Below are 16,801 nucleotides of genomic sequence, written 5' to 3'. Positions count from 1 at the left end.
CATGGAGCAACTGAACCTCCGGAGCATCTTCAACCCGACTGTTCTGCTCTCCGTCGCATTGATGGCGGTCATCGTCATGATGGTCCTGCCGATGCCGGCCTGGGTGCTGGATCTCGGCCTGGCGTCTTCCTTCGCACTCGCGATTTTGATCTTCACCGTGACGCTCTTCATCGAGCGGCCGCTGGATTTTTCGGCCTTTCCGACGATCCTTCTCGCATCGTTGATGCTGCGGCTCTCGCTCAACGTCTCCTCGACAAAGCTCATCATCGGGCAGGGCCATACCGGCACCGGTGCCGCGGGCGACGTGATCGAGGGATTCGCCATGTTCGTCATGAGCGGCAGCGTGTTCCTTGGTTTGGTCGTCTTCTGCGTCCTCCTGATCGTGAATTTCATCGTCATCACAAAAGGTGCGACCCGGATGGCCGAGGTCGGCGCCCGTTTTGCGCTCGATGGTATGCCGGGCAAGCAATTGGCCATCGACAGCGACATGTCGGCGGGGGCGATCGATCATGCAACCGCCAAGGCGCGGCGGGAACTCGAACAGGCAGAGACGACCTTTTTCGGATCATTGGACGGTGCGTCGAAATTCGTGAAGGGCGATGCGATTGCCGGATTGCTGATCACGCTGTTGAACCTCGTGATGGGCCTGATCATGGGGCTCGCAATACACGGGATGCCGCTCTCCCAGGCGCTGGAGACCTATGCGATCCTGACCGTCGGCGACGGCCTGGTCTCGCAGATCCCGGCGGTCATCATTTCCGTGGCTTCGGCCCTCCTGCTCGCCCGCGGTGGCGAGAGAGGCGCGACGGACCTGGCGATTTTCAAGCAACTTGGCCGTTTCCCCGCTGCACTGATCACTGTCGGGTCCCTGATGCTCGTCTTTGCCGTCGTTCCCGGCTTTCCATTCTTGCCCTTCGTACTGGGCTCGGCTGCCCTTTTCTACGCAGGGTTTCGGGGGCTGCAGCGACAACGCGAGGCCGACGCGCAAGAAAACCAACCCGAGGAGTCGCCGGATGCTGCCCCGAGCGAGAAACCGATCGGCGACCTGCTGGATCTCGACGACATTCACCTCGAATTCGCACCGGATCTGGTGTCGATGGTGCTCGATCCGGGGACCGGGCTCGATGCCCGGATCTCGAATATGCGCAATCACGTCGCTGCGCAGTTCGGCGTTGTCCTGCCCGAGGTGCGTCTGACTGACAATGCCGGCCTGCCACACGGGACCTACGTGCTGCGGATCCAGGGCGTCGAGCAGGCGCGCGACAAGCTGCGGCCCGACAATGTTCTGGCGCTCGTCTCCGACCCCAACAATCCTTATCCCGAGGGCGAGTCCGTGAGTGAGCCGGTCTACGGTGCGCCGGCGCGGTGGATTTCTCAGGCGCAACGCGAAGAGGTTGCGCTGGATGGCACCACCATCGTCACGCCGACCGAAGTCCTTGCGACGCATCTTCTCGAAGTCATCAAGCGCAACTTCTCCCGCCTCATGACCCTCAAGGCGCTTCGCCGGCTGCTCAGCGAATTGAGCAATCTGTCAGATTCGCGCCGTGCTGAGGCCAACCGTAAGCTGATCGACGAGCTTGTCCCCGATCGGGTGCCTATCGACATGCTTCTGGCAGTCCTGCGGCTGCTGCTGGATGAGCAGGTTTCGATCCGCAACATGCCACTGATCCTTGAGGCGATCTCAGAAGCGCGCGGCAGCTTCACGACACCGGAGGCGATCTGCGAATATGTCCGTCAGCGCCTCGGCTTCCAGATTATCTCAGAGTTGCGGCGCGAAGACGGGACCCTCCCGCTCCTGCAACTGGCGCCGGAATGGGAGGAACGATTCACGACCTACCAGATCGACGGTCCGGGCGGGACGAATGAGGTTGCTCTGCCTCCCGAGGATTTCGGTCGCCTCGCTGCCGGTGTGTCGGAGAGACTTGCCCGCGCAGCGGAGACCGGTGTCTACCCGGCGCTCGTCACCTCCAGCCGCCGACGTCGGTTCCTGAACAACGTGCTGGCCGCGAAGGGGGTAATGTCTCCTGTTCTGTCCTTTGAGGAGATCGGCCTCGATGCCCGTCCATCCATGGTCGGGGTGGTTCCCGCATGATCGAGTTGCCGCCGGACCTTCTTGCAATCAGCCAAGAGGGCCTGTTGCAGGCCGTCGTGGTCTTCTTGCGGATCGGCGCGATCGTTTCCTTCCTTCCTGCCTTCGGAGAACGGCTGGTTCCGCAGCGTGTCAAGCTCTCGGTCGCCTTTGCCTTCACATTCATGGTTTTCCCGGCCGTGCCGGATGTCGCCTTCCCGCCAGACGGCGCGGAGCTCTTTGCGCTTATCCTGTCGGAGACCGTGATCGGTGTCGTGCTCGGCCTGACGCTTCGTTTCATGATCATTGTGTTGCAGATGGCGGCTTCGATGGCGGCGCAATCGACCTCCCTTGCCCAGATCTTCGGTGGGTCCGCGACAGAGCCGATGCCGGCCATCGGCCATGTGCTGGTGATGGGTGGTATCGCCCTTGCCGTCATGGCTGACCTGCACATTTTCGTCATCTCGGCCATGATCGACACCTACCGACAATTCCCGACCGGCACCGTTCTGCAGCCCGCCGATCTCGCCGAGTTCGCCGTCGCGCATGTCTCCTACTGTTTCCGCCTTTCCTTCTGTCTCGCGGCGCCCTTCGTTCTTTCGGCCTTCATCTATTACCTGGCGCTCGGCGCCATCAATCGCGCGATGCCGCAACTGATGGTCGTCCTCGTTGGTGCTCCGGCAATTACCGGTGCCGGGCTTGCCATGCTCGCCATGCTCGCTCCCTTCCTCCTGCAAATCTGGCTCGATGCGTTTCACGGCGTGCTCGGCGATGCTTTCGGAGTGCGGTGATGGCTGACGACGAACAAGACAAGCAACACGAACCCAGTCAAAAGAAGCTCGACGACGCACGCAAGAAAGGGGACCTCCCGCGCTCGCAGGATGTGAACGCCGCGATTTCTTACGGGACGATCCTGATCACTTTCGTCGTTATGGGGCCATGGATCGGAAGTCATTTTGGCGATCTGGGGGTTTCGATCCTTGGGCGGATCGGACATTCCTCAGCGACACGCGCCCATATGGGGGTGCCGCTGGATGCGGCCTCCCTCCTGCGCGAACTCGGCACCGGCCTTGTCCCTATGATCGTTCCTCCGGGCCTGCTCGTGATTGCCGCCCTGCTGGCTCAACGCAACCTTGTCTTTGCGCCGAGTAAGCTCGCGCCGAAGCTGTCACGAATATCGCCTGTCTCGAATGCAAAGAACAAATACGGGCGCTCCGGACTGTTCGAGTTTGCCAAGAGTTTCCTGAAACTCGTGATTGTTTCGAGCGTCCTTGCACTCTTCCTGTCGCGACGGATGGACATGATCGTGACCACGATGACCTCGACGCCCGGCGGTGTCTCGCAGCTGATGGCGCGGCTGGCAACGGAGTTCCTGACGATCATCGTCATCGTGTTTGGCTCGATCGGCGGCATCGATCTGCTCTTCCAGCACGCCGAGCATATTCGCCGAAACCGTATGTCCCACAAGGAACTCAAGGACGAGATGAAGGAGTCGGAAGGCGATCCCTACATGAAGATGGCCAGGCGTCAGCGGGCCCAGGAAATCGCCCTGAACTCAATGCTGGCAGATGTGAAAGAGGCGAACGTGATCATCGTCAATCCCGAGCACTACGCCGTCGCGCTGAAATGGGACACAACATTCACAGGACCGCCCATCTGTGTTGGCAAGGGCGTGGACGAGGTCGCCGCCCAGATCCGCGAAGTGGCCATGGAGGCCGGCATTCCGATTCAGCGCGATCCACCGACCGCACGTGCTATCTTCGCAGCAACGGAGATCGGTCAGGAGATCCATCCGGATCACTACCGTCCTGTCGCGGCGGCCATCCGTTTCGCCGAAGAAATGCGGGCCAAGGCGCGCAAGAGGTTCATCGATTGAGGCCGGGATGAGGAATCGCAGACAGGACTTGCAGAGATTGAAACAGGTTACGGAGGCGGTCTGGCTCGCCTCCAGCCAGATGTTGCGACACAAGGCCGAGGCGGAGCGCGCGGCATCCGCGCGCCTTGGCAACCTGCAGAAAGATCGCGAGAGCTGCATGGAAATGGTCACTGGGGAAGGGGAGACAGATGGCGCGGTGATCGTGTCCGCCGCGCGTTGGATGCGCTGGTCGGAAAAAGAACGTGCGCGGTTGAACATGGATCTCGCGCGTGTTCGCGCAGACCTCGCCAAGGAGCAGGAGGTTGCCAGGAAGTCCTTTGCCAAGGACCAGGCACTCGACAAGCTGCTGCGTCAGATGCCGCGAAATCCCAAGGGCTGAGCGCACGACTATAGCGAGCAGCTCAAGGCGTTCGTGGAAATAATATCTATATTGATGTTTGACATATCAATTCTTTTACTTTAACGGCGACTTATCCTGCCAAAGGCATCAATATGATCACATCTGCACAGATGCGCGCCGCCCGGGCGCTTCTCGGACTCGACCAGAAAACCCTGGCCGAGCTGTCGGGACTGTCCGTGCCGACGATCCAGCGCATGGAGGCGAGCCCGGGCAATGTCCGCGGTGTCGTGGACAGCCTGATCCGGGTGGTCGAGGCGCTGAACGCGGCGGGTGTCGAACTGATTGGTCCGGGGAGCGCGTCGACGACGGGAGGACGTGGCGTGCGGCTGACATCCCCGGATCCGGAAACTGACAAGCAATCTTTGCGACGGTGACCGCCGACGATATGCCGACGATCCCGCCGCTTCCTTCGAAAAGGCGCGGCAAGACATGGACTCCAGCACGCAAGCGCGGAACCAGACTCCCGGTTTCGCCGAACTCTACACACCGAAACTCGTCACCGTTTTGCGAGAGGGTTACGGGTTGGCGCATTTGCGGGCCGATGCGACATCCGGACTGACGGTTGCGGTCGTTGCCCTGCCGCTGTCGATGGCAATTGCCATCGCCTCCGGGGCGACGCCTGCACAGGGGCTGATCACAGCTATTGTCGGCGGCTTCTTCGTCTCGTTGCTCGGCGGCTCGCGGTTCCAGATCGGCGGACCGGCAGGGGCCTTCATCGTGCTGGTCGCGGCCACCGTGGCGGAACATGGGATCGACGGGCTGATCCTTGCGACTTTCCTGTCGGGCCTGCTGCTGGCGACGGCAGGTTTCCTGCGGCTGGGCACGTTCATCAAGTTCATTCCCTTCCCGGTCACGGTCGGTTTCACGGCCGGGATCGCGGTGATCATCTTCGCCAGCCAGTTGCGGGACCTGTTTGGTCTCTCGCTGGTCGCGGAACCCGGTGCACTTGCGGACAAACTGCCGGCGCTCTGGCAGGTTCGGGATACGCTGACCCCCGCGGCTCTCGGCCTGTCGGCCGTGACAATGACAATCATCGTTGGGCTCGGGAAGCTTCGTCCGGGCTGGCCGGGCATGCTGATCGCCGTCGCATTTGCGGCCATTGCGGTGCGGGTCTTCGGATTGCCGGTGGAGACCATCGGGTCGAAATTCGGTGGCATCCCCTCGACCCTGCCAATGCCGAGCCTGCCGGAGTTCTCGCCAGTGAAGGTTCGCGCCGTTCTGCCGTCTGCCGTTTCTTTCGCGTTGCTCGGGGCCATTGAATCGCTCCTCTCGGCGGTTGTGGCCGACGGCATGACCGGGCGTCGCCATCGGTCAAATTGTGAATTGGTTGCGCAGGGGGTGGCGAATCTTGGATCGGCGCTCTTTGGCGGCTTCTGTGTCACCGGTACCATCGCGCGGACGGCGACCAACGTTCGCTCAGGGGCGCATGGGCCGGTCTCTGGCATTCTGCACGCGGCCTTCCTGCTGATCGTCATGCTGGTGGCCGCGCCTCTGGCCGCCTTTATCCCGCTCGCGGCGCTGGCCGGGGTGCTGGTTGTTGTCGCCTGGAAGATGGTTGAGAAGACGGCGATTCGGACCCTCCTTCGGTCTGGGCGAGGTGAAATCGCCGTACTCTCCGCCACTTTCCTTCTGACCATCTTCCGCGATCTGACGGAAGCGATCGTGGTTGGCCTTGCCATTGGTTCAGTAGTGTTCATCCAGCGTATGGCGCAGGCAACCGAGGTGGATTCCCATATGCCGCTGGTCAGTGGAGACCTCGCGGACAGCACGTCGCCGCGCGGAGCCTATCATGAGGAACTGGCGGCTGATCCGGATGTCGTGGTCTACCGAATCAAGGGCGCGCTCTTCTTTGGTGCTACCGCGTCGATCGGCACCGTGCTTGACCGGATCAACGATCACCACAAGGCGCTTGTGATCGACTTCTCGGCCGTGCCCTTCCTCGATTCCACAGGGGCGCAGATGATCGCGGAACTGGCGCGCAAAGCAGAGCGGCAGGGCGTGATTCTCTGGCTGACAGGCGCAGATCGCGCCATTCGCCGCGCGTTTCTGGCGCGCGGGCTACGTCGGCCACAGGTTCGATATGCACCGACGGTGGAGGCTGCGCTGCTCTCCATGAAGGAAGAAGATGAAAGGCATGAAAGCGGAGGCTCGGCCTCCATGTCCGCGTCCAACCCGTTGGCAAATCCTGCGTGACTTGACCGAAACCGTCGGTCCCAAGACTGCCCCGCAGGCAGTGGGGGAGCTCTCAATCCTCTGAAGGCGCTGCCAGAACGAAGAGAGGGTCGCCGCAATCCCGTTGCATCCTGGCGGCAAGGCCGACCAGTTCGGCGGTGGACCGGACCTCCAGCTTCTCGAGGATCCGAGCCCGGTGATGGTCGATCGTGCGCGGGCTGATCCCGAGATGGCGGCCGATCTCCTTGCTGCTGATCTCTGCCGGGCAAGCCACGATCCGGGAAACGATCTCGGCTTCACGGGCCGTCAGCCGCTCGAAACGCATCCGGATATCGGCGCATCTGTCTTGCAACTCCAGCCGATCACGCACTTTCGCGAAGGCAGCCTCGATCCGCTCCACAAGGGCTGAAGTTCTGAAGGGTTTCTCGATAAAGTCCATCGCCCCTCCCTTCATCGCCTGTACAGATTCCCGAATGCCGCCATGGCCGGAGATGAAGATCGTCGGCAGAAGGTGCGCGCCGGCACCCAGTCGTTGCTGCAACTCCAACCCGGACATCTCCGGCATCCGCAGGTCGAGCACCAGGCAACCAGGTGTCTTGCCGTCATGATGCTCCAGAAAGTCCGGTGCCGAGGCGAAAACTTCGACCTCGTAGCCGCGCATGCGCAGGGTGCGCGGAAGGGAGTTCCGCATCGCCGGGTCGTCATCGACCACAAAAACCGTCAAGGCCGGCTCAGACATCGTTTTTCTCTCCATGCGTGCCGTGAACAGGCAAGGTAAAGCAGAAACGCGCGCCGGAAGCGCAGCTGCTATCATGCCAGATTTTGCCGCCATTGGCTTCCACCAACGAGCGGCTGATGGACAGGCCCAGCCCCATTCCCGTTGGCTTCGTGGTTTCGAAATCGGAGAACAGGCGGATCGTCGGATCCAACCCCGGACCGCTATCTTCGACGTAGACGGTAACCATCTTGTCCGAGAGGCTGGCCCCGACACGGATCAGCGGCGCGCCGGAGTCAGCGTCCGTCGCCATCGCTTCGATCGAATTGTGCAGCAAGTTCACGAGTACCTGAGCGACCTGCACCCGGTTTGCCTCGACCAGTGGCAGCCCCTCCAGCTCGGTTTCTATCCGGGCGCCGATCTCGGCGGCCTCGGCATTGACGAGCCGCCAGGATTGCTCGACCAGCAAGGCGACGTCGAATGCACTTCGTCCGCCTTCGTCGCGCCCGATGAAGCCACGCAGCGCACGGATGATCTCGCCGGCGCGGATCGCCTGTTCTTCGATCTCGCTCAGAATCAGTTGAAGGTCTTTGTTTTCGGTTCCCATCTGCGCCACCGTCAGCATCGCGGAGTCAACATTCTGGGCGATGGAGGCGAGCGGCTGGTTCAACTCGTGGGCCAGTCCGGCCGCGAGTTGCGACATGGTGGTGGTCCGGGCCAGGTGGGCGAGTTCGCGGTTCAATGTCTGGATCTGGTGGTCCTGGTCGCGCGCGCGGGTCATGTCCTCGACGGAGAGCACGATATGCAGCGCCGTGCCTGCCTGGTCGCGCACCACGATGCCGTTGACCTGCAGCCAGACCGGCTCGCCGTCCTTGCGTCGGCAACACAGCTCCGTGTGCAGCGGCAGGTTGAATTTACTCAGGTCTCTGGCCTGGGCGATACCGGTCGGGTCTGAGGGCATGGCCAGATCAGTGGCGCGCATCTCGAGCAACTCAGCGGCCGAATAGCCGGTCAACTCGCAGAACTGCTTGTTGACACGCAGAAAACGGCCATCATCGGCGGTGATTTGTGCCATTCCGCGAGAGGCCATCTCGAAGGTCTGGCCATATTCCTGCTCCACCTTGCGGCGTTCGGCAATCTCCTGGACAAGCGCGTCATTGGCCCGTTCAAGCTCGCCATAGGTGCGCGGCAGCGGCTCGGACGGGTCGAGCTCGCCCTGTGCAACCAGGGCCGAGCGCACCGCGAAGGCGCGCACCGGGCGGTAGACGAGATTGGCCAGAATCAGGCCGACCAACCCGGTGGCGATGGCCAGCGCGGCGGCAATCCAGATGTTGACGGCGCGGTTCTGCTCGATCTCGGCGGTAAAGTCGCTCTTGGGCGCGTAGACCGCGATCGTCCAGGGCATGATGTCATTGCCGACGGGCATGACCTGCGCGACATAGGTTTCGTCGCCGTACTGAAAGTCGCTCCGCGTGGCGCGTCCCGGTGGCGCGCCTGCCTCGAACAGCGGCCCGAAGGCGGCGCGCGCGATCGGGTCGCCGAGCTCCCCGATGGTGGCAAAGCGATAGGTCCCGTCAGCATTTCCGGTCTTGATCAGCGACTTGTCCGGATGTGCGATAACATCGCCATTCTCGTTGATAATCAGAGCTTGCCCACGCCTTCCGATCTTCAACCGGGACAGGAAATCGGAAATCGAGCTGATCTCGATATCGACGCCCATGACACCGAGCAGGCTTCCGTCAGGGTTGGTCACAGGCGCGGCGAGCGTGATGCCGGGGCGCTGCGAGGTGAAGAAAATATAGGGATCAGTCCAGACGGAGCGCATTTCGGCCTGGGTTTGCTGGTACCAGGGGCGCACCCGCGGATCGTAGTTGTCCTGTGGGTCGAGGCTTTGGGAGTCGATGCTGAAATCCGTGTCGCGCCAGATCAGCTCGGTGCGCCGCGCGCCTTCGGGAAAAGTGACGAGCTTGGAGCGGATCAATCCGGTCTTCTCATCCCGCATGACATAGTAGAACTCGCCCTCTTCGGTCCCGAAGAAGATCCCGGAGACCTGAGGCACAAGCTGCAATTGCTGGAACAGGAGCTTTTCGAGCTCGCTGGGATCGTCGCTTGCCACCACTTCATTTTGCGCCAGCCGGGCGGCCAGAACCGCCGCGCCGCGGGCCGGGCTCAGGAAGCTCCGGGAATGCTCAATCGTGTTCGTGCCGACATCGCGCAGGATTTTCCGCGCATGCCCGACAAGGGCGGCCTCCGAGGACAGGTAAGACGAGAACACAACCAGCATGACGGCGAGGAACTGGATGCCAGCAAAGCCGAGCGCCAGGAGCGGTCCGAGAGATCGTTTCATTGCGCGGCCTCGCGGCGCGAACTCATGCCCCGACAAGGATGTGCTCCGAGGGTGGCGTCGGCGGCGGGCCATGACGGTTCCCCATTGGTCAATTCACCATCTCTCCCAGCATTCGATTTCGGGTTCCGGCGCATTTGCAGCGGCGACAAACTATCGCCGGCATCGGGGCGAAACAAGCAAATAGGTAGGTTTGCCTACGCAATGCTGCGAATTTCCAAAGCTCAGGAATTGTGAGATTCATAGTCTCAAGCCGGTTGGATTTTATGTTCAGGCAGCCCGGTCGCCTCAAAAGGACATCCTCCCTTGGTGACGAATTTTGTTGGTACGAGTTTTTTTGCAAAAGTCCTTAGTCAATAACCTGTTTGTGTGAGTGGTGGCCTCTTCGGAGGCCGGTTACGGGAGATCGGTGTCGCGCCTTGCGTGTGATGCCGGTCTCCTTTTTCATTTCCGGGAGGTGCTGCGGCACCGACGGGCGCGTGAACAGAAACCGGTCTGTCCTGCTGACGGAGGAAGAAATGCCGGTTTTCAGGCCTTGGCGCCCTTTTTCCCGGAGCCGAGAAGGGCTGCCTGGCGGGTATCGAGCGGCCAGCGCGGACGCGCGACCAGGTCACGGTCCTCCGCTAAGCCAAGGCGCATCTTCTCGATCCCGGCCCATGCAATCATCGCGGCATTGTCGGTGCAGAGCCGGAGCGGCGGTGCAACGAAGCGCACCGCCATCTCCGCGCAGAGTTCAGTGAGGCGGGTTCGGATCGCCTGGTTCGCGGCAACACCGCCGGCAACCGCCATGGTCCGGCGCTCCGGTGACAGCGCCAGATACCCCTCCAGGGCACGTCGGCTCTTCTCGGCCAGCACGTCGGCGATCGCCGCCTGGAAACCGGCGCAGAGATCGGCCCGATCCTTGCGCAGGAGGCCTCCATGTTCGGCTATGCAAGCGTCGCGCGCTCGCAACAGGGCGGTCTTCAGGCCGGAGAAAGACATGTCGCAGCCGGCGCGATCGAGAAGTGGGCGCGGAAAGGCGAACCGGCGCGCGTCCCCATCCAGAGCGGCCGTCTCGACGTTCGGGCCCCCGGGTTGAGGCAGCCCAAGAAGGCGCGCCGTCTTGTCGAACGCCTCTCCGGGCGCGTCGTCGATTGTGCCGCCGACCCTGTGAAACCGGTCCGGCGCCTCGACGAGCAGGAACTGGCAATGGCCGCCCGAGGCGAGCAGGACGAGATAGGGAAAGGCAATGTCGTCGGTCAGGCGCGGGGTCAGGGCGTGGCCCGCGAGGTGGTTGACGCCGATCAGGGGCAGCCCGCTCCCCGCCGCCAGCCCGCGCGCGCACATCACGCCGGAGAGCACGCCGCCGATCAGGCCCGGCCCGGCGGTCACCGCAATCGCATCCAGCGCATCGAGCCCGAGACCTGCCTGCTCAAGTGCCGCCTGAACCGTGACATCCAGCTTCTCGGCATGGGCACGCGCGGCGATCTCCGGCACGACGCCGCCAAAGGCCGCGTGCAATTCCGCCTGCCCGGTCACGACATTGGAGAGGATCCGGTCTTGCTCCGAGCGAACGATTGCCGCCGACGTATCGTCGCAGCTGCTTTCTATCCCGAGGATCGTGAGCGGTTTGTCTGAAGCTGAATGTTGCACTGGGAGGGGACCGGAGGTTAGGACTACGCAACCCAGATAGTTCGGAAACCTGCTGAAGTGAACCTGCGCGCGACGTCCTTGCTCCTGACGCGGCCGGAAAGAGCAGCGCTACGGTTTCAATCCGAATGCGAGGCGCGGCTGGGCCGGTTTGCCCATGTGGTCGTTTCGCCCTTGATGAAGATCGTTCCGCTTCCCTTCGAGGACCCGCCCGGATCGAACGATATTCCGATCTTCACTTCGGAGAATGGCGTGGCGGTGCTCGCTGAACGGGATTTCGTACCCGATCACCCCGTCTGGTGTGTCGGCGCCCGAACAGCTTTGCGTGCGCAAGACGCAGGATTTCTAGTAGCTGGAGTAGAAAAAGACGCGGAGAATTTGGTGAATCGGTTGCTGTCCAGTCATCCTGCCGGGGCGCTTGTCCATGTCGCGGGACGGCATCGGCGCGGAGATATCGTCGGACGGTTGTGCGCGGCGGGTCATGACGCGCGCGTTGTCGAGGTTTACGATCAGGCGGCCCGGCCGCTCTCCGGTCCGGCTTCTCGTCTGCTCCAAAGCGACGAAACCATTGTCGCGCCGTTGTTTTCCCCGCGATCCGCGCGTTTGTTGGCGCAGGAAGCGGGGGAACGTCGGGCGGTTGTTCACGCGATCTGCATCAGTGAAGCGACCCGGGCGGCCTGGTCCGCGCGCGACGGCGAGATTTGCCTGACCGCGCCGTCCCCGGACGCAGAGGGAATCCTCCAGACAATGGTCAGGCTGTTTGACGCAGATACCTCCGCTTGAGGCGATCCCTGCGCCAAGCTAAGTTCGGCCCGGATAACCGTCAGGCAAAGCATGCCGAGATTCGGGGGGTATATTCAGTGGCCGATACTAAAAAGTCCGATACGGCATCCGAGGCAACCGAACGGTCCGAGGACGACATCGTCGAGGAACCGCAGAAGGCCGATGTCGAAACGGGTGAAGAGGACACCACTTCCGTGCAGGAAGAGACTGTCTCGGAGGATGGCATCGAGGATGCCGAGATCCTGGACGAGGTTCCAGCGGAAGAGACGACCGATGCGGAGGTGCCCTCTGAGGAGGGTGCGGATGATCCGTTCGACGGTTCGGACCCGGACAGTGCCGATTTGGATCCCTTTGCCGAACCCGAAAGCGACGAAGATATTCCTGACCTCGAAGCGCTGGATGGCGTCGAAAGCACGGAAATAGAGGCGTCCGAGTCCTCTGACGACGCGATTTCGGAAGAAACGGAAGAAACGGAAGAGCCGGAGGCCGAGCCCGCCGAGAGCCCGGCGTCGGCAGAGACGGTCACTGAAGCCCCGGTTTCAGAGCCGACCGAACCTCATGTCATCGAGAAGGAAACCGTGGTTGTCGAACGCAAGGGCGCGGTTGTCCCCGGCTTCCTTGGAGGCGCCATCGCGGCAATCGGGCTCGTATTCGCAGCGCCCTACGTGATCCCACCGAAATACCTGCCCTCCAATCCGCAGATCGAGGAGGCGATTGATGGCCAGGCCGAAACCATCACTGCGCTCGAAGCCGAACTCGCAGCCGTGAGAGGACAGCTTGCCGAAACCGTGACGGCCGATGCCCTTTCAGACCTCAAGGCCGAATCGGAAAGCGGGCTGTCCGAACTGAAAACGCTCCTGGGTGCGGCTGCGACCGCCGCTTCGGTGGATGACGTTGCGTCTTCTGTCGCTTCTGTCGCTGATCGGCTTGGCGACCTCGAGAAACGCCCGCTGGATCAAACAGCCGACCCGGCCGCGATTGCCGCGGTCGAGGCGTATGGGCGCGAAATGGCGGACCTGCGCGAAAGCGTCACCGCCCAGATGGCGGAAGCTCAAACACTGGTCAAAGACGCCACGTCCGCCGCGCAGACAGCCGTAAGCGAGGCGATCGCAGCCTCTGATACGGCGGTTGCCGATGCGGAAGCCGCCGCGAAGGCCGCCGAAGAAAAGGCCGCTGCCGAGGCCGCCCTCGCCGCCGAGAAAGCGCTCCGAGCGGCGCGCGCGCAGGCGATGGTCGATATTCAGTTGGCTCTGGAAAACGGATCTGGCTATGCCGAATTGTTGACAGCGCTGGACGGGATCGACATTCCGCCCGCCCTGCAAGGTGCGGCCGGGGATGGCGTCGCCACTCTGCCCGAACTGCGCGAAGCCTTCACTTTGGTGGCGCGAGAGGCCTTGAACGTTTCGCGGACCGAGGTTTCCGACGGGTCTCCGGGCGATCGGGCCTCGACCTGGATACAGAACCAGCTCGGGGTGCGGTCGCTTGCGCCCTCCGAAGGGGATGACCCCGATGCCGTGCTGAGCCGCGCCGAGGCTGCCCTTGCGGAAACGCGCATCACGGATGCAATCGCCGAATTGTCTGCCCTTCCCGAGGGCGGACAGGAAATCATGGCCGAGTGGGTGGCGACCGCCACTGCGCGGGCCGAGGCGCTTGCCGCCGCCGATGAACTTGCCGCCAGCCTGGCCACCAACTGAGGACGCCCATCATGCTTTGGTCTCTCATCAAGATCCTGTTGATTGTTGCGGCGGTCGCGGCCTTGGCCGTGGGCGCTGGTTATGTGATGGAAAACGGTCCCTCGGTGGTCGTCTCCATTTCCGGCTTCAAGGAGGTCGAGCTCGGTCCGCTGCAAGCGGTGCTCGTCGTCCTTGCACTGCTTGCCGCGCTCTATATCGCCTTCAAGCTGGTCAGCCTGGCCATCGCCTTCCTGCGGTTCCTGCTGGGCGATGAAACCGCGCTGTCGCGCTATTTCGACCGCAACCGCGAGCGTCGCGGCAACCGTGCGATGGTTGATGCCATGATGGCACTGGCTGCTGGCGAGGGCCGTCAGGCCATGACGAAAGCGGCGAAGGCCGAGAAGCTGCTGGACGCGCCGCAAGTTACCAATGTGATCACGGCGCAAGCCGCCGAGATGATCGGCGACCGAAAAGTGGCCGAGGAATCCTACAAGAAGCTGCTCAAGGACGACCAGACGCGGTTTGTCGGCATTCGCGGTATCATGAAGCAGAAGCTCTCCGAGGGTGATACCGACACGGCGCTGAAGCTGGCCGAGAAGGCCTATGCGCTCAAGCCGAAGCATGAGGAAGTGCAAGACACGCTGCTCAAGCTGCAGGCCGAGCATCACGACTGGACCGGCGCGCGGAAGACCCTGGGCACCAAGCTGCGCACGGGCACCATGCCGCGCGACGTGCATCGCCGGCGCGACGCCGTGTTGGCACTGTCTGAGGCCAAGGATGTGTTGGACGCCGGCAAGTCGATCGAGGCACGGGAGGCGGCGATCGAGGCCAACAAGCTGTCGCCGGATCTGGTGCCGGCCTCCATCATGGCGGCGCGGGGCTATATCCAGAAGGAGAAGCCGCGTCTGGCGACGCGGGTGCTTCGCAAGACCTGGGAATCGCAACCGCATCCGGAACTGGCCGTCGCCTTTGCCGAAATCGTTCCGGACGAGGACCCGAAGGCGCGGCTCAAGCGGTTTGCCGAGCTGACCAAGACCCAGCCCGACCATCCGGAGACAAAGATGCTCCTGGCTGAGTTGAACATCGCAGCCGAGGATTTCCCTGCGGCCCGCCGCGCCATCGGCGACCTGGCCAGCACGGATCCGACTGCGCGGTCGCTGTCGATCATGGCGGCAGTGGAACGAGGCTCGGGAGCCGCTGAAGCGGTTGTGCGCGGCTGGCTGGCCAAGGCCGTCACGGCACCGCGTGGCCCGCAATGGGTTTGCGATAATTGCCACAATACAGAGGCGACCTGGGCGCCGGTCTGCTCCAATTGCGGTGGTTTCGACACGCTGAGCTGGAAGGAACTGCCGAAATCCGAGCTCTCGATGCCGACCGGGGCCGAGATGCTGCCGCTCATCGTCGGGCAGACGCCGGAGGCCGAAACGGTCGAGGCGGAAGAGCCTGCACCGACAGCGGAGGAAGCGAGCGCGGCGGTCGAGGGTGACGAAAACGAAGCCGAGATCGTCGACGCCACGCCGGTCGAGCCGAAGCCCTAGTCGCTCCGCCGCGTCCCAATCTGAAACCCTCCGCGATGCCAGCCTCGCGGAGGGTTTTTCATTTGCTCCGGGCTTCGATCGGGGCCCGGGATGGGACTTCTCTCTCAGGCGTCTTTCTCGGAGATGCGATCAGCTCGCCCGAAGAGGCAGAAAAGCGCAGAACCAGTGGTATTTGGACGGCCTTTCACCAACCAATATCCGCTTCTGGACGACATGTAATCGCGCTTTGCAGCGGTCCGGACCCGTTCACCGGGTGTGGTCGTTTTGGCGAGAGAGCACGCTGTCAGATACCAGCTCCCGATGCCGCGCGAACGGGGCGGCAGCTGGCCGTTGCGTCGCGAGTGGCGTCAAGCGGCGGATTTTGGTTGCTTGAGGTCAGTCGGGTAGCGAAACGCGTCCATATCCGCATTGCTGCTGCAGGCAACAATCAACCAGCCGTCATCAGGATCGAGCCGAATGACACCCAGGGCCGTCCCCTTCTGAACCGTGCTTTCCTGCGAGGCAGGATCGACGATCAGGTCCCGGAAACGCCAGATGGCGTAGACATGGTCGCCCATCCTCTCGATCTGCTGGACCTGCATCTCACGTTCGACACGGTGTTCCGAGACCCAGAACTGGTGAAGCTTCTCAACTTGCGACTTCCCGTCCAGCACACCGCGCGGTGTGATGAACCGGCAATTCTCGTCGAAGAACGCGAGGCACGCCTCCAGATCGCGGGCGCGGTAATCCTCGGCATAGGTGTCGAGCATGAACTGCAGCTCATTCTTCAATGACATGTCTTTCTCCTGAGCCTGCGTTCGAATGAACGGACGACATCGGGCATTGGGCCGAATTGGGGCCTTTGCGTTGATGCGAGACCTAAGCCTGGCTGGGGCAATTTCTCAGATAATCGTTAGAAGAAGCTGAAGAGCACCCGTGCGAAGAGCGGATTTTGCCAAGCCCTGCTCCGCCATCTGTGATGTGCGTGGCCGCACATGAGCCCGATATCCACGCCGGTTTTCGTTCGGGAACCGCAGACCCATCTCATAATCATCGAAGGCGCAAACAGCGCCGCCACCAAAACCGCATCACTGACCAAACGCTTCGAAAGGACCATCCCCATGAACCGCATTGCCCTGACCACCGCACTCGTCTTTGCTCTGGCTGCCCCTGCTTTCGCGTCCGACCAACTCGCCAACCAACTCGATGTAGAGCCCGGTGTGTACAGCACAGCCGAACTCATCGCCCTTGATCGCGCTCTGCAGGACGGCAACCAGGCCGCTGCCAATGCGATCCGCGCCAACCCCGGCGGCTTCGACACCGTCGATGCGGACACGGTCCGCGAGATCGCCCTGCGCAGCGCCGAGCAGGATCACGAGCAGGCCGCCGCCAACCAGCTCCGTAAGGAAACCGGGTCCGACAGCTTCACCGCATCGACCAAGAGCGGGGTTTCCGCCGGGCGGGCCCAACTTGCCGCCTCCCTTGGGGTCGATGCGTCCGACTACTCGCTGGCTGAATTGGTGAAGCTGAAGTCCGTTCAGTCGTCGGACAACGGTCGCGACAGCTGATCCCCATTCATCTGAAAGACTTCATGCAAAGGCCCGCCCCCGATTGGGGCGGGCCG

The 16,801-nt window shown here is 62.5% G+C and carries 14 protein-coding genes; 10 read left to right on the top strand and 4 right to left on the bottom strand.

Annotated elements, in window-relative coordinates:
- The first annotated feature begins 1 nt into the window (after position 1).
- From flhA to R3X27_RS00140, 6 genes are all read left to right on the top strand, one after another.
- Positions 2–2,092 (top strand): flagellar biosynthesis protein FlhA, encoded by a 2,091-nt coding sequence (gene flhA / locus R3X27_RS00165; protein ID WP_317706783.1) that lies wholly within the window; start codon positions 2–4, stop codon positions 2,090–2,092.
- Positions 2,089–2,859, top strand: a complete 771-nt coding sequence (locus R3X27_RS00160; protein WP_317706782.1) for a flagellar biosynthetic protein FliR — start codon at positions 2,089–2,091, stop codon at positions 2,857–2,859. The genes flhA and R3X27_RS00160 overlap by 4 nt, the downstream gene beginning before the upstream one ends.
- Positions 2,859–3,944: a flagellar type III secretion system protein FlhB gene (locus tag R3X27_RS00155; RefSeq protein WP_317706781.1), complete on the top strand. Its 1,086-nt coding sequence runs from the start codon at positions 2,859–2,861 to the stop codon at positions 3,942–3,944. Before R3X27_RS00160 ends, R3X27_RS00155 begins: the two co-directional genes overlap by 1 nt.
- Positions 3,945–3,981: 37 nt before the next feature.
- The gene (locus R3X27_RS00150) at positions 3,982–4,323 is read left to right on the top strand and encodes a hypothetical protein (protein ID WP_317706780.1); all 342 of its coding nucleotides are present in this window, start codon (positions 3,982–3,984) and stop codon (positions 4,321–4,323) included.
- Positions 4,324–4,436: 113 nt separating this feature from the next.
- Positions 4,437–4,718, top strand: a complete 282-nt coding sequence (locus tag R3X27_RS00145; RefSeq protein ID WP_317706779.1) for a helix-turn-helix domain-containing protein — start codon at positions 4,437–4,439, stop codon at positions 4,716–4,718.
- A 55-nt stretch (positions 4,719–4,773) separates the two neighbouring features.
- Positions 4,774–6,537, top strand: a complete 1,764-nt coding sequence (locus R3X27_RS00140) for a SulP family inorganic anion transporter (protein WP_317706778.1) — start codon at positions 4,774–4,776, stop codon at positions 6,535–6,537.
- A 52-nt stretch (positions 6,538–6,589) separates the two neighbouring features.
- Here R3X27_RS00140 and R3X27_RS00135 read toward each other — a convergent pair whose 3' ends face one another.
- The 3 genes from R3X27_RS00135 to tsaD all read right to left on the bottom strand — a co-directional run bounded on the left by R3X27_RS00135 (position 6,590) and on the right by tsaD (position 11,207).
- Entirely contained in the window at positions 6,590–7,255 is a 666-nt protein-coding gene (locus tag R3X27_RS00135) for a response regulator transcription factor (protein WP_317706777.1), read from the bottom strand.
- Positions 7,248–9,578, bottom strand: coding sequence for a cache domain-containing protein (locus tag R3X27_RS00130; protein WP_317706776.1), 2,331 nt, complete (start codon positions 9,576–9,578; stop codon positions 7,248–7,250). Before R3X27_RS00130 ends, R3X27_RS00135 begins: the two co-directional genes overlap by 8 nt.
- 525 nt (positions 9,579–10,103) lie before the next feature.
- Positions 10,104–11,207, bottom strand: a complete 1,104-nt coding sequence (tsaD, locus tag R3X27_RS00125; protein WP_317706775.1) for a tRNA (adenosine(37)-N6)-threonylcarbamoyltransferase complex transferase subunit TsaD — start codon at positions 11,205–11,207, stop codon at positions 10,104–10,106.
- 57 nt (positions 11,208–11,264) lie between these two features.
- On the opposite strand from tsaD, the gene R3X27_RS00120 reads away from it, so the two are divergent.
- The 3 genes from R3X27_RS00120 (at position 11,265) to R3X27_RS00110 (ending at position 15,198) form a co-directional block, all read left to right on the top strand.
- The gene (locus tag R3X27_RS00120; RefSeq protein WP_317706774.1) at positions 11,265–11,987 is read left to right on the top strand and encodes a uroporphyrinogen-III synthase; all 723 of its coding nucleotides are present in this window, start codon (positions 11,265–11,267) and stop codon (positions 11,985–11,987) included.
- 77 nt (positions 11,988–12,064) lie between these two features.
- On the top strand, positions 12,065–13,681 hold the full coding sequence (locus tag R3X27_RS00115; protein ID WP_317706773.1) for a hypothetical protein: 1,617 nt from the start codon (positions 12,065–12,067) through the stop codon (positions 13,679–13,681).
- Positions 13,682–13,692: 11 nt separating this feature from the next.
- Positions 13,693–15,198 (top strand): heme biosynthesis protein HemY, encoded by a 1,506-nt coding sequence (locus R3X27_RS00110; protein WP_317706772.1) that lies wholly within the window; start codon positions 13,693–13,695, stop codon positions 15,196–15,198.
- A 347-nt stretch (positions 15,199–15,545) separates the two neighbouring features.
- On the opposite strand, the gene R3X27_RS00105 is transcribed toward R3X27_RS00110, so the two are convergent.
- Positions 15,546–15,974, bottom strand: coding sequence for a nuclear transport factor 2 family protein (locus R3X27_RS00105; RefSeq protein WP_317706771.1), 429 nt, complete (start codon positions 15,972–15,974; stop codon positions 15,546–15,548).
- Between the two features lie 324 nt (positions 15,975–16,298).
- Here R3X27_RS00105 and R3X27_RS00100 point away from each other — a divergent pair, with 324 nt between their 5' ends.
- Positions 16,299–16,745, top strand: coding sequence for a hypothetical protein (locus R3X27_RS00100; protein ID WP_317706770.1), 447 nt, complete (start codon positions 16,299–16,301; stop codon positions 16,743–16,745).
- Positions 16,746–16,801 lie beyond the last annotated feature (56 nt).

The sequence above is a fragment of the Tropicimonas sp. TH_r6 genome (assembly GCF_033101155.1).
Taxonomy (GTDB): Bacteria; Pseudomonadota; Alphaproteobacteria; order Rhodobacterales; family Rhodobacteraceae; genus Tropicimonas.
Note: the sequence above shows the minus strand (reverse complement) of the source record. Positions and strands in the feature narration are given on the sequence as shown.